The organism is Pantoea agglomerans NBRC 102470 (assembly GCF_001598475.1).
GTDB lineage: Bacteria > Pseudomonadota > Gammaproteobacteria > Enterobacterales > Enterobacteriaceae > Pantoea > Pantoea agglomerans.
Genome location: NZ_BCZA01000011.1, coordinates 1 through 19,725, shown reverse-complemented (window position 1 = coordinate 19,725; position 19,725 = coordinate 1). Strand labels below are relative to the sequence as shown.

The following is a 19,725-nucleotide window of genomic DNA, read 5'->3' as shown; positions in this document are numbered from 1 at the left end:
GTATGCTTTGCCGCCTGATTAATCATCCTGCAGGCACAAGAACGCTATGAGCAAACCGCCGCTAATCTTTATCATCGTTCTGGCGATTATCGCCGTGCTGGCGACCCGTCAGTTCATTAAGCAACGCCGGGAAGTGGCGGTGAATGACGCTTCACCCGAGCGTTCTCTGCAGGCTGAGGTCAAAACCAAACGTGAATTTCCTGCACCCAATCGCCGTTCACGGCAGCGGGAAGTGATCGCCGGGGAAGAGATGCGCTACGAGGTGCTGTTTCACCCGCTGAACGGTGCCAGCGACATCAAAGTGCAGCTTAAAGAGGCGGAATATCATCAGCTGGACAAGGGCGCCAGAGGCGAGCTGAAGATGCAGGGCACGCGCTTTATCAGCTTCACACCCCGGCAGTAACCGGCGGGCATCGCGCCCGCCCGGGATTATTTCTTGCGTGGGAAGTTTTTCTTCTGCCAGGCGACCAGTTCGAACACCCCGAACAGAAACACTTTGGCCTGGGTGACGCGGTCAATCGGCGGCGCATCTTTGGTCTGCGTGGTGCGCAGTAACACCAGCTGCAGGCCATGCATCAGGATCATGAAAATCAGCGCAACGTTGATAAAATAAGTCAGCGGTTTCGGGTAGGGATGAACCAGGTTAGCCAGCAGAAATCCCCACACGCATAGCATCAACAGACGCCCCAAATTAAGTAACATCCTGCGTCTCCTGTTGACGTTGATACAAACGATAAGCCACTTGTCCGGCTATTTTCTCGCGATAAAGATCCCACTCTGGCGGCACCGGCGGTGCGCCATTTTCCACTTCACTTTCGACGTAAATCAGCGCCTGATCGGCCAGCCAGTGATTCTGCTCCAGCAGCTGTAACGTCTGTTCCAGCAATCCCTGACGAAACGGCGGATCGATAAACACCACATCAAAGGGTTCACCTGGCTGTGCCAGCCAGTTTAACGCATTGGTCTGAATCACGGTGCCATTACTGGCGCGCAACGTCTGCAGATTTTTTGTCAGCTGCTGCGCCACCGGCCGTTCCAGCTCGAGCAGCGTCGCCGATCCCGCGTAACGCGACAGGGCTTCCAGTCCTAATGCGCCGCTACCGGCAAAGCAGTCGAGGCAGCGCGCCTCTGGCAGCACCGGGGCCAGCCAGTTAAACAGCGTCTCACGTACCCGATCGGTGGTCGGGCGCAGTCCGGCGCTGTCCGGCACCGGCAGTTTGCGTCCGCGCCACTGGCCGCCAATGATGCGAATCTGCCCGGCACCGCCTGTACTGCGGGGGTTTTTATTCATCTTGCTCACAACTCGTCATAATTTGTTGCGTAGTTTAACGGGCGAATCGGTGAGAAGAAACGTTAAAAAAGGGTGCTGTGGTGAGCTGGCTGGAAAGTGTTAGACTACTGAGTTGCTGAAGTCATGCATTATTCTGCGGTTTACGCCGGTCTGGCGCTGACCAACTTTCATTGATTTACCCCTGGAAACCACGCGCGACCGGGACAAAGCCATCGAGGAGTGTCGTCACACAATGGCAAAAGAGAAAAAACGTGGCTTTTTTTCCTGGCTGGGATTTGGCAAAGAGGAAGAGAAACAACCTGTAGCGGAGGAGCAGACACAAGAGGTCGCAGAACCCGCACAGCAGCAGGCAGAACAGGACGCCCCTGCATTAAGCCAGGCTGAAGCGCAAGCGGAAGAGACTGTCGTTATCACCGAAACGGTGGCCGGGCAGCAGCGTGAGGCGGAAGTCACCGCGGCAGCGCCGCACGAGTCAGCACCCATGGTGCTGGATGAAGCTGCGCCGATTGAGGCCGATCCTGAAGCGCTACTGGAAATCACCGCACCTGAACATGACGCGACGCCGGTTATTGACGCCGACGACGTGGTAAAACCAGCCGTTGATGCGGAACCCGCCGATGCGCCGTTAAGCGAAGAAGAGCTGACCGCCCTGGCACTGGGCGACGCCCCGATCGTTGAAACCCCGGACAGCGAAGCGAACGCGCCATTAAGCGAAGAAGAGCTGACCGCGCTGGCGCTGGATGACGCCGGGATCGTTGAAACCCCGCACAGCGAAGCCGAAGCGCCGTTAAGCGATGAAGCGCTGACGCCGGACGAAGCTGCGATCGTTGAAATATCGGACAGCGAAACGGAAGCACCGCTCACCGAAGAAGAGCTGACCGCACTGGCACTGGGCGAAGCCGAAGTCACCGACGCGGAACCGGCAGAGACATTATCCGATACCGTCAGCGATCTCCCGCTGGCCGCCGCGCCACTCATCGTGCAGGAGCAGGAGCGTCCAAGCAAAGAGGGCTTCTTTGCCCGCCTGAAGCGCAGCCTGGTGAAAACCCGTCAGAACCTCGGTTCCGGTTTTATCAGCCTGTTCCGTGGCAAAAAGATTGATGATGAGCTGTTTGACGAGCTGGAAGAGCAGCTGCTGATTGCGGATGTGGGTGTGGATACCACTCGCCGCATCATCACGCATCTGACCCAGCAGGCAAACCGCAAGCAGCTGCGTGACGCGGAAGCGCTCTTCGGCCTGCTGAAAGCGGAGATGGCCTCGATTCTGGCGAAAGTGGATGCGCCACTGGACGTCTCAGGCAAAACGCCGTTTGTGATCCTGATGGTTGGCGTCAATGGTGTAGGTAAAACCACCACCATCGGTAAACTGGCGCGCCAGTATCAGGCTGAAGGCAAATCCGTGATGTTAGCGGCTGGTGATACCTTCCGCGCCGCGGCTGTTGAGCAGCTGCAGGTGTGGGGTCAGCGCAATAACATTCCGGTGATTGCTCAGCACACCGGTGCAGATTCCGCTTCGGTGATCTTCGATGCTATTCAGGCGGCTAAATCGCGTGGCGTTGACGTGCTGATTGCCGATACCGCGGGTCGTCTGCAGAACAAATCGCACCTGATGGAAGAGCTGAAAAAAATCACCCGCGTGATGAAGAAACTGGATGATTCAGCGCCACACGAAGTGATGCTGACGCTGGATGCCAGCACCGGACAGAATGCGGTCAGCCAGGCCCGACTGTTTAATGAAGCCGTTGGCGTGACCGGGATTGCGCTCACCAAGCTGGATGGCACCGCCAAAGGCGGCGTGATCTTCTCGGTGGCCGATCAGTTCGGTATTCCGATTCGCTACATTGGTGTCGGTGAAGGCATTGAAGATTTACGGCCGTTTAAGGCGGAAGATTTTATTGAGGCACTGTTTGCCCGAGAGGACTAATTAGGATGATTCGCTTTGAAGAGGTCAGTAAGGCATATCTCGGCGGACGTCAGGCGCTGCAGGGGGTAGATTTCCGTCTGCGTCCCGGCGAAATGGCGTTTCTGACCGGCCACTCCGGTGCCGGTAAAAGTACCTTGCTGAAGCTGATTTGTGGCATTGAGCGCCCGAGTGCCGGAAAAATCTGGTTCAGCGGCCATGACATTTCCCGTCTGCGTAACAGCGAGGTGCCTTTCCTGCGTCGTCAGATCGGCATGATTTTCCAGGATCACCACCTGCTGATGGATCGTTCGGTTTATGAAAATGTGGCGATCCCGCTGATTATCTCCGGTGCCAGCGGCGAAGACATTCGTCGTCGCGTTTCGGCGGCACTGGATAAAGTGGGTCTGCTCGACAAAGCGAAAAGTTATCCGATTCAGCTTTCTGGCGGTGAACAGCAGCGTGTGGGCATCGCCCGTGCGGTGGTGAATAAGCCCGCCGTGCTGCTGGCCGATGAACCGACCGGTAACCTTGACGACGCGCTGTCAGAAGATATTCTGCGCCTGTTCGAAGAGTTTAACCGCGTCGGCGTCACCGTCCTGATGGCGACGCATGACAGCGGTCTGATTGCCCGACGCAACTACCGGATGATGACGCTGAATCAGGGACGTCTGCACGGAGGCCACGATGGTCAATAAACGCATTAAACGTCCGGCTGCGCCGAAAGCGAAGCAGCAGTCGAAGAGCAAAGCGCTGAAAGGCGGCTGGCAGGAGCAGTGGCGCTATGCGCTGCGCGGCACGCTTTCTGATATGTGGCGTCAGCCGCTGGCCACCCTGCTGACGGTGATGGTCATCGCCATTTCACTGACGCTGCCCAGCGTCTGCTACATGGTGTGGAAAAACGTCAGCCAGGCGGCAACGCAGTGGTATCCGGCGCCGCAGTTAACCGTTTATCTCTCCAAAACGCTGGATGACACGGCGGCAGAAAACGTGGTGGCGCAGCTCAAGCAGGTCGAAGGCGTGGATAACGTCAACTACCTGACGCGGGAAGAGGCGCTGAACGAGTTCCGCAACTGGTCAGGCTTTGGCGGCGCAATGGATATGCTGGAGCAGAATCCGCTGCCTGCGGTGGCCATCATCACGCCTAAGCTCAATTTCCAGAACTCAGACACCATGCAAAGCCTGCGCGATCGGGTAACTAAAGTGCAGGGCGTGGATGAAGTGCGGATGGATGATAGCTGGTTTGCGCGGCTGGCGGCGCTGACCGGGCTGGTGGGGCAGATCGCCTCAATGATTGGCGTGCTGATGATCGTGGCAGTGTTCCTGGTGATCGGTAACAGCGTCCGGCTCAGCATCTTTGCCCGACGCGACACCATTAACGTGCAGAAGCTGATTGGTGCCACTGACGGCTTTATCCTGCGTCCATTCCTCTATGGCGGGGCGCTGCTGGGCTTCAGCGGGGCGGTGCTGTCGCTGCTGCTGTCGGAAGTGCTGGTGCTGCGTCTGCAGTCCGTTGTTGCCAGCGTGGCGACGGTATTTGGTACCACCTTCTCGCTGGAAGGCTTCTCGTGGGATGAGGCGCTGCTGCTGTTACTGATTGCGGCAATCATCGGCTGGGTGGCTGCGTGGCTGGCAACGGTACAACATTTACGTCGATTTACGCCGCAGTAAACGCCTGCAACATTTTTTTGTTATAATGGTCCTCTGCTACCGATGGTGGGTGCAGAGGATATTTCCCCTCTTCCCTTCCTGTCATCTGTGTGTAAAATATTCACCGCTATAATTGAACTTGTGGATAACTTTACCACTCTAAGTAGCACAGATTGCTTTCGGATTTCGCGCGACGTTAACGTAATGTATCGTCTGCGCAGGGAAATGTGCGGCAATTCCACTAAATTTGTGAGGGTTTGAATGACCAAAGAAATGCAAACTTTAGCTATTGCTCCTCTTGGCAACCTGGAGTCTTACGTCCGGGCTGCGAATACCTGGCCGATGCTCTCGGCAGAAGAGGAAAAAGCGTTGGCTGAACGGCTGCATTACCAGGGCGATCTGGATGCGGCAAAGACGCTGATCCTGTCTCACCTACGCTTTGTAGTTCATATCGCTCGTAATTACTCCGGCTACGGTCTGCCACAGGCTGACCTGGTCCAGGAAGGCAATATCGGCCTGATGAAAGCGGTACGTCGCTTCAACCCAGAAGTGGGCGTGCGTCTGGTTTCGTTTGCCGTGCACTGGATTAAAGCGGAGATTCACGAATACGTGCTGCGTAACTGGCGTATCGTGAAAGTCGCGACCACCAAAGCACAGCGTAAGCTGTTCTTTAACCTGCGTAAAACCAAGCAGCGTCTGGGCTGGTTCAATCAGGACGAAGTCGAGATGGTTGCGCGTGAGCTGGGCGTAAGCAGCAAAGATGTGCGTGAAATGGAATCGCGTATGGCCGCGCAGGATATGACCTTTGATATGTCTGCCGACGACGAGAGCAGCGAAGGCCGCTCTATGGCACCCGTGCTTTATCTTCAGGATAAAACCTCTGACTTTGCTGACGGCATTGAAGAGGATAACTGGGATGCGCACGCGGCTGACAAGCTGAGCTATGCGATGGAAGGTCTGGATGAGCGTAGTCAGCACATCATTCGCGCCCGCTGGCTGGACGAAGACAATAAAACCACGCTGCAGGAGCTGGCCGATCAGTACGGCGTGTCAGCCGAACGTGTCCGGCAGCTGGAAAAGAACGCCATGAAGAAACTGCGTATGGCGATCGAAGCGTAACGCACTTCGACATCTTAAGGGGCGACTTTATGTCGCCCTTTTTGTTTTTCTGCGCCTGACTATTCTACCGCCATTATCCAGCCGTCACTCTGCGCCCTGAAGCCACACGCCTGCATAAAGGCTGCCCGCACCTGCTGATCGTCACTGCCATCATCGGCAATCCACCAGTCCGCTATCGACCCATTCTGCCTGATCGTCTCCTCCAGTAAATATTGTCCCACCCCGCGTCGGCGCGTGACATCGCGCACCGACAGCCGGTGAATTTTGCCGTGGATCCCGGCGATTTCCAGCTGCAAACCCGCCAGTAGCCGGTCGTTAAAACGGGCAGCATAGAGACGATGGCGCTCATCCAGCTGCTGCTCCAGTTGTTCAATCTCCAGATCCGGCCAGACTTTGCCAAGATCGATGCGGTCCTGCGCGGTCAGCGTGGTTAAACGCTGGATAGTGAGCTTCATAACAAAAACCTCTGTAACAGGGGAAAGTGCAGCGAAAATGTACAACCAGAGTGCTACCACATTTTCATCAATAAAACAGGTCAAAAGATGGTCGGGATGCCAGGATGATAGTTGTAAACAGGGAGAGCGTGCGATCAATCCAGCATAACTCGCTGGCAAAGCGGTGAAAAACCGGCCGTTGCCTCCAGTGTATTATGCTGTTTCACTCAGTCAATTCTGAATATGTCAGTTGATTTACAGAAGAAACTTCCTGTTTAATAACCTGAAAAATAAAGCCTTATTAATAAAAAATGTCAGAAAAGTACGCTAACTCATTCATGCTTAATCAGTTTTCGACTTTATCTGACAGCACAAACACTCACAACATACACGACAAAACAAATGGGGTAGTCAGGATGAAAATGAAAGGTCGCGCATTACTGGCGGGATGTGTAGCACTGGCGATGAGCCATGCGGCGCTGGCTGAAGATATCAAAGTGGCGATTGTTGGCGCAATGTCTGGCCCGGTGGCGCAGTACGGCGACATGCAGTTCGCCGGTGCGACTCAGGCAATTGAAGATATCAACGCCAAAGGCGGTGTTAACGGCAACAAACTGGTTGCGGTGAAGTATGACGACGCCTGTGACCCGAAACAGGCGGTTGCGGTAGCGAACAAGGTGATTAACGACGGCATCCGCTACGTGATCGGCCATCTCTGCTCTTCATCCACCCAGCCCGCTTCTGACATCTATGAAGATGAAGGCGTGCTGATGATTACCCCGGCGGCGACCGCCCCTGACCTGACTTCCCGCGGCTATAAACTGATTATGCGCACCACCGGTCTCGACTCCGATCAGGGGCCGACCGCCGCGAAATATGTGATGAGCGAGCTTAAACCGCAGCGCATCGCCGTAGTGCATGACAAACAGCAGTATGGCGAAGGCCTGGCGCGCTCCGTACAGGAGAGCCTGAAAAAGCAGGGCGCTAATATCGTGATGTTTGAAGGTATCACCGCTGGCGATAAAGATTTCTCTACGCTGGTCGCGCGCTTCAAGAAAGAGAACGTCGATTTCGTCTATTTCGGCGGTTACTACCCGGAAATGGGCCAGATCGTGCGTCAGGCACGTGCTGCGGGCCTGAAAACCCAGTTTATGGGACCGGAGGGCGTGGGTAACGCCTCGCTGTCGAACATCGCCGGTGCCGCTTCTGAAGGCATGCTGGTGACCCTGCCAAAACGCTACGACCAGGTTGAAACCAACAAACCGATCGTTGAAGCGCTGAAAGCGAAGAAACTGGATCCGACCGGACCGTTCGTCTGGACCACCTATGCCGCACTGCAGTCACTGGCAACCGGCATGGAGCGCAGCAAGAGCGCTGAGCCGGACGCTATCGTCAAAAACCTCAAGGAAGGTGCCGCGGTGCCAACCGTGATGGGCAACCTGAACTGGGATGAGAAAGGTGACCTTAAGGGCTTTGAATTCGGCGTCTTTAAATGGCATGCCGATGGCACCTCGACCGCAGTGAAGTAAACCAGGCTGTTTTGTGGTGAGCGGGAGGCCCGTTAACCGGTTTCCCCTGACCAGCGACACGAACGCCTGGTGCTGGTCTGCCAGGCGTTTTTTGTACCCCGATCGCCCATGATCGGTTAAGTAAGGGTCAAGGTATGTCCGAGCAGTTTCTCTATTTTATTCAGCAGATGTTTAACGGTGTGACCCTGGGCAGCACCTACGCGCTGATCGCCATCGGTTACACCATGGTTTACGGCATTATCGGCATGATCAACTTCGCCCACGGCGAGGTCTACATGATCGGTAGCTATGTCTCCTTTATCGTGATTGCCGCCCTGATGATGATGGGCATCGACACCACCTGGCTGATGATTGCGGCCGGCTTTGTGATGGCGGTAATTATCTCCAGCGCCTACGGCTGGAGCATCGAGCGCGTCGCCTACCGGCCTGTGCGCTCGTCCAAGCGCCTGATTGCGCTGATCTCCGCCATCGGGATGTCGATATTCCTGCAAAACTACGTCAGCCTGACGCAGGGTTCACGTGACCTGGCGCTGCCGAGTCTGATTACCGGACAGTGGACGGTAGGCGAGAGCAACGGCTTTGCCGCCACGATTTCTACCATGCAGATAGTGATCTGGGTGGTGACGTTCCTGGCGATGCTGGCGCTGACCACCTTTATCCGCTATTCACGCATGGGCCGCGCCTGCCGCGCCTGCGCAGAAGACCTGAAAATGGCCAGCCTGCTGGGGATAAACACTGACCGCGTGATCTCGCTGACATTTGTCATCGGTGCCGCGATGGCCGCAGTGGCGGGCGTATTGCTGGGACAGTTCTACGGTTCAATCAACCCCTTCATCGGCTTTATGGCAGGTATGAAGGCATTCACCGCCGCCGTGCTGGGCGGGATTGGCAGTATTCCGGGCGCGATGATTGGCGGCCTGGTGCTGGGCATCGCCGAGGCGCTGACCTCGGCCTATCTCAGCACAGAATATAAAGATGTGGTCTCGTTTGCCCTGCTGATTGTGGTGCTGCTGGTGATGCCGACCGGGATTCTGGGCCGCCCGGAGGTCGAAAAAGTATGAAGACTTCCTTTATCAATGCCCTGATCTCCTCGGTGATGCTGCTGGTGCTCGCCACCTTCTTTATGGGGCTGCGCCTGAATCTGGACGGCACTAATCTGGTGGTGCAGAACGCCGGTAGCGTGCGCTGGAACTGGATCGCCACAGGCTGTGCGGTGGTGTTTCTGTTTCAACTGCTGCGTCCGGTATGGCAAAGCGGCCTGAAGAAAATCTCCGGTCCGGCGCTGGTGTTACCGGGTCTGGATGGCTCGACGCCGAAGCAGAAACTGGTGATGGCGGTGCTGATTATCGCCGCCGTTGCCTGGCCATTCCTGGTGTCACGCGGCACCGTCGATATCGCCACCATGACGCTGATCTACGTGATGCTCGGTCTGGGCTTAAACGTGGTGGTCGGCCTCTCTGGCCTGCTGGTGCTGGGTTATGGCGGTTTTTACGCCATCGGTGCCTATACCTTTGCGCTGCTGAACCACTATTACGGTCTCGGCTTCTGGCAGTGCCTGCCGCTCTCCGGCATAGTTGCCGCGCTGTTTGGTCTGCTGCTGGGCTTCCCGGTGCTGCGACTGCGCGGCGACTATCTGGCGATAGTGACGCTGGGCTTCGGTGAGATCGTGCGTATTCTGCTGCTGAACAATACCGCCCTGACCGGCGGGCCGAACGGCATCAGCCAGATCCCGAAACCGACGCTGTTTGGTCTGGAGTTTGGTCGTACGCCGCGTGAAGGCGGCTGGGATACCTTCCATAACTTCTTTGGGCTGAAGTACGATCCCAGCGACCGCATTATCTTCCTCTACCTGGTGGCGCTGCTGCTGGTGGTGCTGACGCTGTTTGTGATCAACCGGCTGCTGCGGATGCCGCTGGGCCGAGCCTGGGAAGCCCTGCGTGAGGATGAGATTGCCTGTCGTTCACTGGGCCTCAGCCCGACCCGCATCAAGCTGACCGCCTTTACCATCAGTGCCGCGTTTGCCGGTTTTGCCGGCAGCCTGTTCGCGGCGCGTCAGGGCTTTGTCAGCCCGGAATCCTTTACCTTTGTCGAATCCGCCTTTGTGCTGGCGATTGTCGTGCTGGGCGGGATGGGGTCGCAGTTTGCGGTGATTCTGGCCGCCATCCTGCTGGTGGTGTCACGCGAGCTGATGCGCGATCTCAATGAGTACAGCATGCTGGTGCTGGGTGGCCTGATGGTGCTGATGATGATCTGGCGTCCGCAGGGCCTGTTGCCGATGAAGCGTCCGCATCTGAAGCTCAGAACCGGTAAACAAGGAGAGCAGGCATGATTCAGCCTTTATTAGCCGTTGAAGGCCTGATGATGCGCTTCGGCGGTCTGTTAGCCGTGAACAATGTGGCGCTGGAGCTGCGTCCGCAGGAGATCGTTTCGCTGATTGGCCCCAACGGTGCCGGTAAAACCACCGTGTTCAACTGCCTGACCGGCTTTTACAAGCCAACCGGCGGGACGATCACATTGCGTGAGCAGCATCTTGAAGGGCTGCCGGGCCAGAAGATTGCGCGGATGGGCATCGTGCGGACGTTCCAGCACGTGCGTCTGTTCCGTGAGATGACGGTCATTGAGAACCTGCTGGTGGCGCAGCATCAGCATCTGAAAAGCGGCGTATTTTCCGGTCTGCTGAAAACCCCGGCGTTTCGCCGCAGTGAGAACGAGGCGCTGGATCGTGCGGCGACCTGGCTGGAGCGGGTGGGGCTGCTGGATCTGGCTAACCGTCAGGCAGGCAATCTGGCCTATGGTCAGCAGCGTCGACTGGAGATTGCGCGCTGTATGGTGACGCGCCCGGAAATTCTGATGCTGGATGAACCGGCGGCGGGCCTTAATCCCAAAGAGACGCACGAGCTGGACGCGCTGATTGCGGAGCTGCGTGGCGAACACAAGGTGTCGGTGCTGCTGATTGAACATGATATGAAGCTGGTGATGGGGATTTCTGACCGTATTTATGTGGTCAATCAGGGAACGCCGCTGGCTAACGGAACGCCGGAAGAGATTCGTAATAACCCGGATGTCATTCGTGCCTATTTAGGAGAGGCCTGAGATGGCAAATGCGATGTTAACCATTGAGAACGTCAGCGCCCACTACGGCAAAATTCAGGCGCTGCACAACGTCAGCCTCTATATCAATCAGGGCGAAATCGTCACCCTGATTGGCGCTAACGGTGCCGGAAAAACCACGCTGCTGGGTACGCTATGCGGCGAACCGCGCGCGACGCAGGGCACCATTACCTTTGATGGCAAAACCATCACCGACTGGCAAACGGCGCGCATTATGCGTGAAGCGATCGCCATCGTGCCGGAAGGCCGACGGGTCTTTTCGCGCATGACGGTGGAAGAGAATCTGGCGATGGGAGGATTTTTTGCCAGCCGTCCGGACTATCTGACGCGGATTAAGCGCGTTTATGAACTCTTCCCGCGTCTGGAGGAGCGTAAAATCCAGCGCGCCGGGACGATGTCGGGCGGCGAACAGCAGATGCTGGCGATTGGTCGTGCGCTGATGAGCCAGCCGCGACTGCTGCTGCTGGATGAGCCGTCGCTGGGACTGGCACCGATCATTATTCAGCAAATCTTCGACACCATTGAGCAGCTGCGCAGCGAGGGGATGACGATTTTCCTGGTGGAGCAGAATGCGAATCAGGCGCTGAAGCTGGCGGATCGGGGCTATGTGCTGGAGAACGGTCATGTGGTGCTGGAAGACACAGGTTCAGCACTCCTTTCCAACGAAGCCGTCCGCAGCGCTTACTTAGGTGCCTGATGGGGCACGGCCTGGCTTGCTTGCCTTTTCGACACCGGGCAGTGCTCGTAATCCTCACGTATATATATACGCTCCGGTTACTGCGCGCTTTGGTACACAGGCCTGGCTTACTGGTCAGGTTGCGGTTGGGCAGTGCTCGCCATCCTCACGTACTACGTGTACGCTCCGGTGGCTGCGCGCTGTCCGCCCGCAACCTGCCTGCGCCGTCGACGGCCTTCGAAATGGGTGTTGCGGCGCAGACGGCCTTGAGTGTCGGTGTTAGAGGGGCCGCCATCGCCTTTTGCATTTGGTGAAGTAGAATCCGCTGCGGGCTTTTTTACTGCCCAGCCGCTCTGCAAATTATGTAACCAAAACCTGGCAGCAGTGACGCGTTACCGCTGCGCTGCCAGCCTCCTCTTTTGCGCATACCGGTCTGTCACCCGGCTGTCATCTTTCTGTTATTAATCCTTCATTTCCCCGTGTCATGTTACTTCGCGAAACAGAAATCCGTGATTTCACGCGTATTTACCTGCACAGGAAAATTCTATGTCCGTCGTTACCTTTCGTCGTAGCCTGATGAGCGTGCTGCTCGGTCTGACGCTCAGCAGCCATGCCATGGCCGCCACTGAGATCCCTTTCTGGCACTCTATGGAAGGCGAGCTAGGCAAAGAAGTGGATTCGCTGGCACAGCGTTTTAACCAGACGCATCCCGATTACAAAATTGTTCCGACCTACAAAGGTAACTACGAGCAGAGCCTGGCAGCAGGGATTGCGGCAGTGCGCAGCGGCAAAGCCCCTGCGGTGCTGCAGGTTTATGAAGTCGGTACGGCGACCATGATGGCCTCGCAGGCGATTGTGCCGGTGCATCAGGTCTTCAAAGACGCCGGTATCCCCTTTGATGAAAAGCAGTTCGTGCCAACGGTGGCGGGCTTCTACAGCGACAGCAAAGGTCAGCTGATCTCTCAGCCGTTCAATAGCTCGACGCCAGTGCTCTACTACAACAAAGATGCCTTTAAAAAAGCGGGTCTGAACCCGGATCAACCACCGAAAACCTGGCAGGAGCTGGCGACGGATGCCGCTGCCCTGCGCAAATCGGGCATGAGCTGTGGCTACGCCAGCGGCTGGCAGGGCTGGATCCAGATTGAAAACTTTAGCGCCTGGCACGCTCTGCCGGTAGCGACCAAAAACAACGGGTTTGACGGACTCGACGCCGTGCTGGAGTTCAACAAGCCGGTACTGGTTCGTCATATCGAGCTGCTGGAAGCGATGAACAAGAAAGGGGACTTCACCTACTTTGGCCGCAAAGATGAGTCCACCGCCAAGTTCTACAACGGCGACTGTGGCATCACCACCGCCTCATCCGGTTCGCTGGCTGATATCCGTCATTACGCCAAATTCAACTTCGGCGTTGGCATGATGCCGTATGACGAGACCGTGCCGAATGCGCCGCAGAACGCCCTGATCGGCGGTGCCAGCCTGTGGGTGATGAAAGGCAAAGATGCGACAACCTACAAAGGCGTGGCCGAGTTTATGCAGTTCCTGGCTAAACCGGAAATCGCCGCGGAATGGCACCAGAAAACCGGCTATCTGCCGATTACCACCGCCGCCTACGAGCTGACTAAACAGCAGGGCTTCTACGATAAGAATCCGGGTGCGGATATCGCCACCCGTCAGATGATGAACAAGCCGCCACTGCCGTTCACCAAAGGCATGCGTCTGGGCAACATGCCGCAGATTCGTACCGTGATCGACGAAGAGCTGGAAAGCGTCTGGACCGGCAAGCAGTCGCCGCAGAACGCGATGGATAACGCAGTGAAACGCGGTAACGAGTTGCTGCGCCGCTTCCAGCAGCAGGTGAAGTAATCTCTCCTTGCGGGCCAGCTCAGGCTGGCCCCTCTCTCTGACGCCAGGTACACCATGTCTTCATCTCGTCCGGTCTTTCGCACCAGTCTGTTGCCCTATCTTCTGGTGCTGCCGCAACTGCTGATTACCGCCATCTTCTTTCTCTGGCCTGCCGGTGAAGCGCTGTGGTACTCGCTGCAAAGCCTCGATCCCTTTGGCATCTCCAGCAGCTTTGTCGGGCTGGAAAATTTCAGACGCCTGTTTGCCGATCCTTACTATCTGGATTCGTTCTGGACCACCATAAAATTCAGCGGCATGGTCACGGTGTTCGGCATGGTCTTTTCGCTGCTGCTGGCGGCGCTGGTGGATTATGTGGTGCGGCTGCGCCGTCTCTATCAGACGCTGTTGCTGCTGCCCTACGCCGTTGCGCCTGTCGTGGCCGCGGTACTGTGGATGTTCCTGTTTAATCCGGGCCTGGGCCTGTTCAGCTATCTGCTGAACCACATCGGCTACAACTGGAACTATGCGCAAAACAGTGGTCAGGCGATGTTCCTGATTGTGCTGGCATCAATCTGGCAGCAGATGAGCTACAACTTCCTGTTCTTCTTCGCTGCGCTGCAATCGATCCCCAAATCGCTGGTGGAAGCCGCCGCCATTGACGGTGCCGGACCGGTGCGTCGCTTCTTCAACCTCTCGCTGCCACTAATTACGCCGGTCAGCTTCTTCCTGCTGGTGGTGAATCTGATCTACGCCTTCTTCGATACCTTCCCGGTAATCGATGCCGCCACCGGCGGCGGGCCGGTGCAGGCGACCACCACGCTGATCTACAAAATCTATCGCGAAGGCTTTACCGGTCTGGATCTCTCCTCGTCCGCTGCGCAGTCGGTGGTGCTGATGCTGCTGGTCATCGGGCTGACGGTGCTCCAGTTCCGCTTTGTTGAACGTAAGGTGCAATACCAATGATTGAGAATCGACGCGGGCTGGATCTCTTCAGCCACATCGTGCTGGTGCTGGGCGTGCTCACCATCCTGTTTCCGCTCTATGTCGCCTTTGTGGCGGCGACGCTGGATAACGAAGCGGTCTATCAGGTGCCGATGACGCTGGTGCCCGGCACGCACCTGTGGGAGAACATCTCGCGCATCTGGACGCATGGCGTCAACGGCAACGGGCCGGCGTTTGGTCTGATGCTGCTCAACAGCATGATCATGGCGCTGGGCATCACCTTCGGCAAAATCACGGTGTCGATGCTGTCGGCGTTTGCGCTGGTCTGGTTTCGCTTTCCGCTGCGCACGCTCTTTTTCTGGCTGATCTTCATCACCCTGATGCTGCCGGTTGAGGTACGTATCTTCCCGACGGTGCAGGTGATTGCCGATCTCAACCTGCTCGACAGCTACAGCGGATTAACCCTGCCGCTGATGGCTTCGGCGACCGCCACTTTCCTGTTCCGCCAGTTCTTTATGTCGCTGCCGGATGAGCTGGTGGAGGCGGCACGCATCGATGGTGCCAGCGCGATGCGCTTCTTTATCGACATTGTTCTGCCGCTGTCGAAAACCAATCTGGCGGCGCTGTTTGTGATCACCTTTATCTACGGCTGGAACCAGTACCTCTGGCCGCTGCTGATCATCAATGACGCCAGCCTCGGCACGGCGGTGGCGGGGATTAAAAGCATGATCTCCTCCAGCGGATCGCCGACCCAGTGGAATGAAGTGATGGCGGCAATGTTATTAACCCTGATCCCACCATTGGTGGTGGTGTTAGTCATGCAGCGTGCCTTTGTGCGCGGTCTGGTTGAGAGTGAGAAATAAGATGGCAGGCGTAACCCTTCAGGCAGTAACCAAATCCTACGATGGCAAAAATCAGATCATTCAGCCGCTGAATGTCACCATCAATGACGGCGAATTTATGGTGATGGTCGGACCATCCGGCTGCGGTAAATCGACCCTGCTGCGCATGGTGGCCGGACTGGAGCGCGTCAGCTCCGGCGATATCTATATCGACGACCGGCGCGTTACTCAGGAAGAGCCAAAAGATCGCGGGATTGCAATGGTGTTCCAGAACTACGCGCTCTATCCCCATATGTCGGTGGAGGAGAACATGGCCTATGGCCTGAAAATCCGTGGCATGGGCAAAGAGCAGGTCCGCCAGCGGGTGCTCGACGCGGCGCGCAGTCTGGAACTGGATCATCTGCTGATGCGTCGGCCTCGCGAACTCTCCGGCGGACAGCGCCAGCGCGTGGCGATGGGCCGCGCGATCGTGCGTGAACCGGCAGTTTTTCTGTTTGATGAGCCGCTCTCCAACCTTGATGCCCGTCTGCGGGTGCAGATGCGGCTGGAACTGCAGCAGCTGCATCGCCGCTTACAGACCACCAGCCTCTATGTTACCCACGATCAGGTGGAGGCGATGACGCTGGCGCAGCGGGTGATGGTGATGAACAAAGGGGTGGTCGAGCAGCTCGGCACGCCAGTCGAGGTGTATGAGCGTCCCGCCAGCCAGTTCGTTGCCTCGTTTATTGGCGCGCCCGCCATGAATCTGCTGAAAGGACAGTTCAGCAGCGATGGATCACGCTTTGACCTCGACGCCTCGCACGCTCTGCCGCTCAGCGACAGTAAAGCGAAATGGGCTAACCGGCCGGTGGTGCTGGGTATCCGGCCAGAGCACATCCGGCTCAGTAGCCGCGAGCAGGGCGGCGTGCCGCTGCGGGTCGATACGCTGGAGATGCTGGGGGCTGATAATCTGGCACATGGCCGCATCGGTGACACGCCACTGGTGGTACGCTTAGCCCACAGTGAACGCCCGCAGCCAGGCAGTACGCTGTGGCTGCATCTGCCGTCAGATGCGTTACACTTCTTCGATTCAACCCATGGAAAGCGTCTGGAATGAGCACACAACACTGGCCCTATCCCCACATCGTCGCCCATCGCGGCGGCGGTAAACTGGCACCGGAAAATACGCTGGCGGCGATCGACACCGGCGCGAAATATGGTCATCAGATGATTGAATTTGATGCCAAATTATCGGCCGATGCGCAGATCTTCCTGCTGCATGACGACACGCTCGATCGCACCAGCAACGGCTGGGGCGTGGCGGGTCAGCTGCCGTGGGAGAAGCTGTCGCAGCTTGATGCGGGCAGCTGGTTTGGCAACGCGTTTACCGGTGAAAAGCTGGCGCGGCTGGATCAGGTGGCGGCACGCTGCCGTCAGCATCAGATGATGGCGAACATCGAAATCAAACCGACCACCGGCAGCGATGCTGAAACCGGACGCGCCGTGGCACAGGCTGCCGCGATACTGTGGCAGGATCAGGTCGCACCGTTGCTCTCTTCGTTCTCTTTTGAGGCGCTGGAAGCCGCGATGAAGGCAGAGCCGCAGTTGCCGCGTGGCCTGCTGTCGCACAGCTGGGACCCGCAGTGGCAGGAGAAAACAGCTGCGCTGGCGTGCGTCTCAATTCACCTTAATCATAAGGTGCTGACCGCTGAGCGGGTCACCGAACTGAAAGCCGCAGGCCTGAAGATTCTGGTTTATACCGTGAACAGCCCGGATCGGGCGCGGGAATTGCTGAAATGGGGCGTCGATGCCATCTGTACTGATGCCATCGACATCATCGGCCCCGATTTTCATTAGTTCTGGTTTAGATTCTGATTCTGATTCTGCTGGCCCGGCTGCGTGGTAATCACCCGCTGCTGGGCGCTGTTCCGCTGCTCCTGCATTTTACGCTGCGTGTCCTGCGTCTGACGCTGCTGATCCTGGCGCAGCTTCAGCTGTTGCTGTTGCTGCTGGGTCTGCATCTGCGACTGCATCCGCTGCTGGCTGGGGTTATAGCCAGGTTTATTCGGATCGTTAGTGCTGTTCAGCGTGTTCGCCTGACTGGCGAAAGGCAGCAGAGCGGCCAGAATAATCATCCACTTTTTCATCACTCCTCCTTCCTTAAAGCGACAGGGTTTTGGGTGCACAACGGCGTACACCGATATCAGGGTCGTAGCCATAAGTTTACCCGATATCACAGACCTTACTTTCCGATCTATTCCTGATTTGACTTAACCCCGGTTATTTTGCTGTATTTGTAGGCACTTGCAGAAATGATAAAAAAATGTAAATAACAATATGGGATGGTGGCAGGATGAAAATGCAGCAAACAGTGCGTCAGCTTAGCTGGTCGCTGGTGATGAGTTTCACCGTAGTGGCAGGCGCTAACGCCGCGCCAACGCAGGCACCGCCGGTCTCCTACGGTGTGGACAGTGACACTTTTCACCCGGTAAAAGCGCAGCACGGCATGGTAGCGTCAGTGGATGCGATGGCGACGCAGGTTGGCGTCGAGATCCTGCGTCAGGGCGGCAATGCGGTGGATGCCGCGGTGGCGGTAGGCTTTGCGCTGGCCGTGACCCATCCGCAGGCGGGCAACCTCGGCGGCGGCGGTTTTATGCTGCTGCGCACTGCCTCTGGCCGCGCCACGGCTATCGATTTCCGTGAGATGGCACCGGGACACGCGTCGCGTGACATGTTCCTGGATAAGCAGGGCAACGCCGACAGCAAGCTGTCGCTGACATCACATCTCGCCTCAGGCACGCCGGGCACCGTAGCCGGACTGGCGCTGGCTGCGCAGAAATATGGCACTCTGCCGCTGAGCACGCTGCTGGCACCGGCGATCAAACTGGCGCGTGACGGTATTCCGGTCAACGACGCGCTGGCAGATGACCTGAAGACCTACGGCAAAGAAGTGCTGATCAACCATCCCAACAGCAAAGCGATCTTCTACAAACCGGACGGTACGCCGTGGCAGAAGGGCGATCGGCTGGTGCAGAAAAACCTGGCTCACAGCCTGCAACTGATTGCCCGTCAGGGGCCGGATGCCTTTTACAAAGGTGAAATTGCGGATGAGATCGCCGGAGAGATGGCGCAGCATGGCGGGCTGATCAACAAAGCTGACCTGGCGGCCTATCGTGCGGTCGAGCGTAAGCCCATTAGCGGGACATACCGTGGCTATGAAGTCTTCTCAATGCCGCCGCCGTCATCCGGTGGCATCCACATCGTGCAGATTCTGAATATCCTGGAGAATTTCGATCTGGCGAAGATGGGCTTTGGCAGTGCTGATGCCATGCAGGTGATGGCAGAAGCGGAGAAATATGCCTACGCGGACCGTTCGGAATATCTCGGCGATCCCGATTTCGTGAAGGTGCCGTGGCAGGCGCTGACCAGTAAAGCCTATGCCAAAACCCTGGCGCAGCAGATCGATGTGGCGAAGGCGCGGCCCTCCAGCGAGATCAAACCGGGCAAGCTCGAACCTTATGAAAGCAATCAGACTACCCATTTCTCGGTGGTGGATAAGCAGGGGAATGCGGTCGCGGTGACTTATACGCTTAACACCTATTTCGGCAGCGGAATTGTGGCGGGCAACAGCGGCATCCTGATGAATAACGAGATGGATGACTTCTCAGCCAAGCCAGGCACGCCCAATGTCTACGGACTGGTCGGCGGGGAAGCGAATGCGGTGCAACCTGCGAAACGTCCGTTGTCATCGATGTCGCCGACCATCGTCGCCAAAGGAGGAAAAACCTGGCTGGTGACGGGTAGTCCTGGCGGCAGCCGCATTATCACCACGGTGTTGCAGATGGTGGTTAACAGCATCGATTTCGGGATGAACGTGGCGGAAGCCACTAATGCGCCGCGCTTCCATCATCAGTGGCTGCCGGATCAGCTGCGGGTGGAGAAGGGCTTCAGCCCCGATACGCTGCGTCTGCTGGAAACCAAAGGTCAGCATGTGAAGGTACTGCCGTCGATGGGCAGTACGCAGAGCATCATGATCGGGCCGGATGGCATGCTCTATGGCGCTTCCGATCCGCGCAGCATCGATGATTTGAGTGCGGGTTATTGAGATTTAAAACTGCTGACAAACTCAAACCCGGGTGAATCTGACAGCAATAAATAAGCTTAACGCGCAGGGAACTGGGTCAGAATAGGAAAGCGTCCCGCGCCAGGACGGCGCGGGCCGAGCATGTCAGCTACCGTCTTGATAGTCAAACTTATGCGCTGTAATTCGGGTCAAACTCCTGCTGCTTCATCAGCACTGCATAACAGATATGAACCAGCTTCCTCATCACTGCGCACAGGGCTGACATTTTAGCCTTACCGGCTTTTAACAGGCGCTCGTAGAAAATCCTGAGCATGGGATTATGTTTT

Annotated in this window: 20 protein-coding genes; 16 read left to right on the top strand and 4 right to left on the bottom strand. The window is 57.0% G+C overall.

Annotation, left to right across the window (positions count from 1 at the left end; translation table 11 throughout):
- Positions 1 to 46: 46 nt before the first annotated feature.
- Entirely contained in the window at positions 47 to 403 is a 357-nt protein-coding gene (locus PAG01S_RS18660) for a DUF2500 domain-containing protein (protein ID WP_022624010.1), read from the top strand.
- A gap of 26 nt (positions 404 to 429) precedes the next feature.
- Here the strand turns inward: PAG01S_RS18660 and PAG01S_RS18655 are convergent, their stop codons facing one another.
- Both PAG01S_RS18655 and rsmD read right to left on the bottom strand, forming a co-directional pair.
- Complete coding sequence (locus PAG01S_RS18655) at positions 430 to 702, bottom strand: DUF1145 family protein (protein WP_003852192.1); 273 nt, start codon at positions 700 to 702, stop codon at positions 430 to 432.
- Positions 692 to 1,291, bottom strand: coding sequence for a 16S rRNA (guanine(966)-N(2))-methyltransferase (gene rsmD / locus PAG01S_RS18650; protein ID WP_010671526.1), 600 nt, complete (start codon positions 1,289 to 1,291; stop codon positions 692 to 694). The genes PAG01S_RS18655 and rsmD overlap by 11 nt, the downstream gene beginning before the upstream one ends.
- Before the next feature lie 232 nt (positions 1,292 to 1,523).
- On the opposite strand from rsmD, the gene ftsY reads away from it, so the two are divergent.
- The 4 genes from ftsY (at position 1,524) to rpoH (ending at position 5,960) form a co-directional block, all read left to right on the top strand.
- Positions 1,524 to 3,215 (top strand): signal recognition particle-docking protein FtsY, encoded by a 1,692-nt coding sequence (gene ftsY, locus PAG01S_RS18645; RefSeq protein WP_062759555.1) that lies wholly within the window; start codon positions 1,524 to 1,526, stop codon positions 3,213 to 3,215.
- A 5-nt stretch (positions 3,216 to 3,220) separates the two neighbouring features.
- Positions 3,221 to 3,889, top strand: a complete 669-nt coding sequence (ftsE, locus tag PAG01S_RS18640) for a cell division ATP-binding protein FtsE (protein ID WP_010253318.1) — start codon at positions 3,221 to 3,223, stop codon at positions 3,887 to 3,889.
- Positions 3,879 to 4,862 (top strand): permease-like cell division protein FtsX, encoded by a 984-nt coding sequence (gene ftsX / locus PAG01S_RS18635; RefSeq protein ID WP_010253316.1) that lies wholly within the window; start codon positions 3,879 to 3,881, stop codon positions 4,860 to 4,862. The genes ftsE and ftsX overlap by 11 nt, the downstream gene beginning before the upstream one ends.
- A gap of 240 nt (positions 4,863 to 5,102) precedes the next feature.
- Positions 5,103 to 5,960: an RNA polymerase sigma factor RpoH gene (gene rpoH / locus PAG01S_RS18630; protein ID WP_010253314.1), complete on the top strand. Its 858-nt coding sequence runs from the start codon at positions 5,103 to 5,105 to the stop codon at positions 5,958 to 5,960.
- Between the two features lie 59 nt (positions 5,961 to 6,019).
- Here the strand turns inward: rpoH and panM are convergent, their stop codons facing one another.
- Complete coding sequence (gene panM / locus PAG01S_RS18625) at positions 6,020 to 6,415, bottom strand: aspartate 1-decarboxylase autocleavage activator PanM (protein WP_033759053.1); 396 nt, start codon at positions 6,413 to 6,415, stop codon at positions 6,020 to 6,022.
- A 395-nt stretch (positions 6,416 to 6,810) separates the two neighbouring features.
- Here panM and PAG01S_RS18620 point away from each other — a divergent pair, with 395 nt between their 5' ends.
- The 10 genes from PAG01S_RS18620 to ugpQ all read left to right on the top strand — a co-directional run bounded on the left by PAG01S_RS18620 (position 6,811) and on the right by ugpQ (position 17,172).
- On the top strand, positions 6,811 to 7,923 hold the full coding sequence (locus PAG01S_RS18620; RefSeq protein WP_010253311.1) for a branched-chain amino acid ABC transporter substrate-binding protein: 1,113 nt from the start codon (positions 6,811 to 6,813) through the stop codon (positions 7,921 to 7,923).
- Between the two features lie 134 nt (positions 7,924 to 8,057).
- Positions 8,058 to 8,984, top strand: a complete 927-nt coding sequence (livH, locus tag PAG01S_RS18615) for a high-affinity branched-chain amino acid ABC transporter permease LivH (protein WP_009087789.1) — start codon at positions 8,058 to 8,060, stop codon at positions 8,982 to 8,984.
- Entirely contained in the window at positions 8,981 to 10,252 is a 1,272-nt protein-coding gene (locus PAG01S_RS18610; protein ID WP_010253305.1) for a high-affinity branched-chain amino acid ABC transporter permease LivM, read from the top strand. Before livH ends, PAG01S_RS18610 begins: the two co-directional genes overlap by 4 nt.
- Positions 10,249 to 11,016: a high-affinity branched-chain amino acid ABC transporter ATP-binding protein LivG gene (livG, locus tag PAG01S_RS18605; protein ID WP_022624012.1), complete on the top strand. Its 768-nt coding sequence runs from the start codon at positions 10,249 to 10,251 to the stop codon at positions 11,014 to 11,016. The genes PAG01S_RS18610 and livG overlap by 4 nt, the downstream gene beginning before the upstream one ends.
- 1 nt (position 11,017) lies before the next feature.
- Complete coding sequence (livF, locus tag PAG01S_RS18600) at positions 11,018 to 11,731, top strand: high-affinity branched-chain amino acid ABC transporter ATP-binding protein LivF (protein ID WP_062759554.1); 714 nt, start codon at positions 11,018 to 11,020, stop codon at positions 11,729 to 11,731.
- 525 nt (positions 11,732 to 12,256) lie between these two features.
- The gene (gene ugpB / locus PAG01S_RS18595; protein ID WP_062759553.1) at positions 12,257 to 13,573 is read left to right on the top strand and encodes a sn-glycerol-3-phosphate ABC transporter substrate-binding protein UgpB; all 1,317 of its coding nucleotides are present in this window, start codon (positions 12,257 to 12,259) and stop codon (positions 13,571 to 13,573) included.
- A 54-nt stretch (positions 13,574 to 13,627) separates the two neighbouring features.
- Positions 13,628 to 14,515 carry a sn-glycerol-3-phosphate ABC transporter permease UgpA gene (ugpA, locus tag PAG01S_RS18590; RefSeq protein WP_010253295.1) on the top strand — a complete coding sequence of 296 codons (888 nt, stop codon included), beginning with the start codon at positions 13,628 to 13,630 and terminating at the stop codon, positions 14,513 to 14,515.
- Positions 14,512 to 15,357: a sn-glycerol-3-phosphate ABC transporter permease UgpE gene (gene ugpE / locus PAG01S_RS18585; protein ID WP_010671530.1), complete on the top strand. Its 846-nt coding sequence runs from the start codon at positions 14,512 to 14,514 to the stop codon at positions 15,355 to 15,357. The genes ugpA and ugpE overlap by 4 nt, the downstream gene beginning before the upstream one ends.
- A gap of 1 nt (position 15,358) precedes the next feature.
- Positions 15,359 to 16,432 (top strand): sn-glycerol-3-phosphate import ATP-binding protein UgpC, encoded by a 1,074-nt coding sequence (locus PAG01S_RS18580; protein WP_010253289.1) that lies wholly within the window; start codon positions 15,359 to 15,361, stop codon positions 16,430 to 16,432.
- The gene (ugpQ, locus tag PAG01S_RS18575) at positions 16,429 to 17,172 is read left to right on the top strand and encodes a glycerophosphodiester phosphodiesterase (RefSeq protein ID WP_010671531.1); all 744 of its coding nucleotides are present in this window, start codon (positions 16,429 to 16,431) and stop codon (positions 17,170 to 17,172) included. Before PAG01S_RS18580 ends, ugpQ begins: the two co-directional genes overlap by 4 nt.
- Here ugpQ and PAG01S_RS18570 read toward each other — a convergent pair.
- Positions 17,169 to 17,462 carry a DUF2756 domain-containing protein gene (locus tag PAG01S_RS18570; protein WP_010253283.1) on the bottom strand — a complete coding sequence of 98 codons (294 nt, stop codon included), beginning with the start codon at positions 17,460 to 17,462 and terminating at the stop codon, positions 17,169 to 17,171. The genes ugpQ and PAG01S_RS18570 overlap by 4 nt on opposite strands.
- Before the next feature lie 206 nt (positions 17,463 to 17,668).
- Here PAG01S_RS18570 and ggt point away from each other — a divergent pair, with 206 nt between their 5' ends.
- Positions 17,669 to 19,420: a gamma-glutamyltransferase gene (gene ggt / locus PAG01S_RS18565; RefSeq protein ID WP_062759552.1), complete on the top strand. Its 1,752-nt coding sequence runs from the start codon at positions 17,669 to 17,671 to the stop codon at positions 19,418 to 19,420.
- Positions 19,421 to 19,725 lie beyond the last annotated feature (305 nt).

Excerpts from the sequence above, each read along its gene's own strand:
- PAG01S_RS18660 (WP_022624010.1), top strand. The coding sequence starts at position 47 with ATGAGCAAACCGCCGCTAATCTTTATCATCGTTCTGGCGATTATCGCC.
- PAG01S_RS18655 (WP_003852192.1), bottom strand. The coding sequence starts at position 702 with ATGTTACTTAATTTGGGGCGTCTGTTGATGCTATGCGTGTGGGGATTT.
- rsmD (WP_010671526.1), bottom strand. The coding sequence starts at position 1,291 with ATGAATAAAAACCCCCGCAGTACAGGCGGTGCCGGGCAGATTCGCATC.
- ftsY (WP_062759555.1), top strand. The coding sequence starts at position 1,524 with ATGGCAAAAGAGAAAAAACGTGGCTTTTTTTCCTGGCTGGGATTTGGC.
- ftsE (WP_010253318.1), top strand. The coding sequence starts at position 3,221 with ATGATTCGCTTTGAAGAGGTCAGTAAGGCATATCTCGGCGGACGTCAG.
- ftsX (WP_010253316.1), top strand. The coding sequence starts at position 3,879 with ATGGTCAATAAACGCATTAAACGTCCGGCTGCGCCGAAAGCGAAGCAG.
- rpoH (WP_010253314.1), top strand. The coding sequence starts at position 5,103 with ATGACCAAAGAAATGCAAACTTTAGCTATTGCTCCTCTTGGCAACCTG.
- panM (WP_033759053.1), bottom strand. The coding sequence starts at position 6,415 with ATGAAGCTCACTATCCAGCGTTTAACCACGCTGACCGCGCAGGACCGC.
- PAG01S_RS18620 (WP_010253311.1), top strand. The coding sequence starts at position 6,811 with ATGAAAATGAAAGGTCGCGCATTACTGGCGGGATGTGTAGCACTGGCG.
- livH (WP_009087789.1), top strand. The coding sequence starts at position 8,058 with ATGTCCGAGCAGTTTCTCTATTTTATTCAGCAGATGTTTAACGGTGTG.
- PAG01S_RS18610 (WP_010253305.1), top strand. The coding sequence starts at position 8,981 with ATGAAGACTTCCTTTATCAATGCCCTGATCTCCTCGGTGATGCTGCTG.
- livG (WP_022624012.1), top strand. The coding sequence starts at position 10,249 with ATGATTCAGCCTTTATTAGCCGTTGAAGGCCTGATGATGCGCTTCGGC.
- livF (WP_062759554.1), top strand. The coding sequence starts at position 11,018 with ATGGCAAATGCGATGTTAACCATTGAGAACGTCAGCGCCCACTACGGC.
- ugpB (WP_062759553.1), top strand. The coding sequence starts at position 12,257 with ATGTCCGTCGTTACCTTTCGTCGTAGCCTGATGAGCGTGCTGCTCGGT.
- ugpA (WP_010253295.1), top strand. The coding sequence starts at position 13,628 with ATGTCTTCATCTCGTCCGGTCTTTCGCACCAGTCTGTTGCCCTATCTT.
- ugpE (WP_010671530.1), top strand. The coding sequence starts at position 14,512 with ATGATTGAGAATCGACGCGGGCTGGATCTCTTCAGCCACATCGTGCTG.
- PAG01S_RS18580 (WP_010253289.1), top strand. The coding sequence starts at position 15,359 with ATGGCAGGCGTAACCCTTCAGGCAGTAACCAAATCCTACGATGGCAAA.
- ugpQ (WP_010671531.1), top strand. The coding sequence starts at position 16,429 with ATGAGCACACAACACTGGCCCTATCCCCACATCGTCGCCCATCGCGGC.
- PAG01S_RS18570 (WP_010253283.1), bottom strand. The coding sequence starts at position 17,462 with ATGAAAAAGTGGATGATTATTCTGGCCGCTCTGCTGCCTTTCGCCAGT.
- ggt (WP_062759552.1), top strand. The coding sequence starts at position 17,669 with ATGAAAATGCAGCAAACAGTGCGTCAGCTTAGCTGGTCGCTGGTGATG.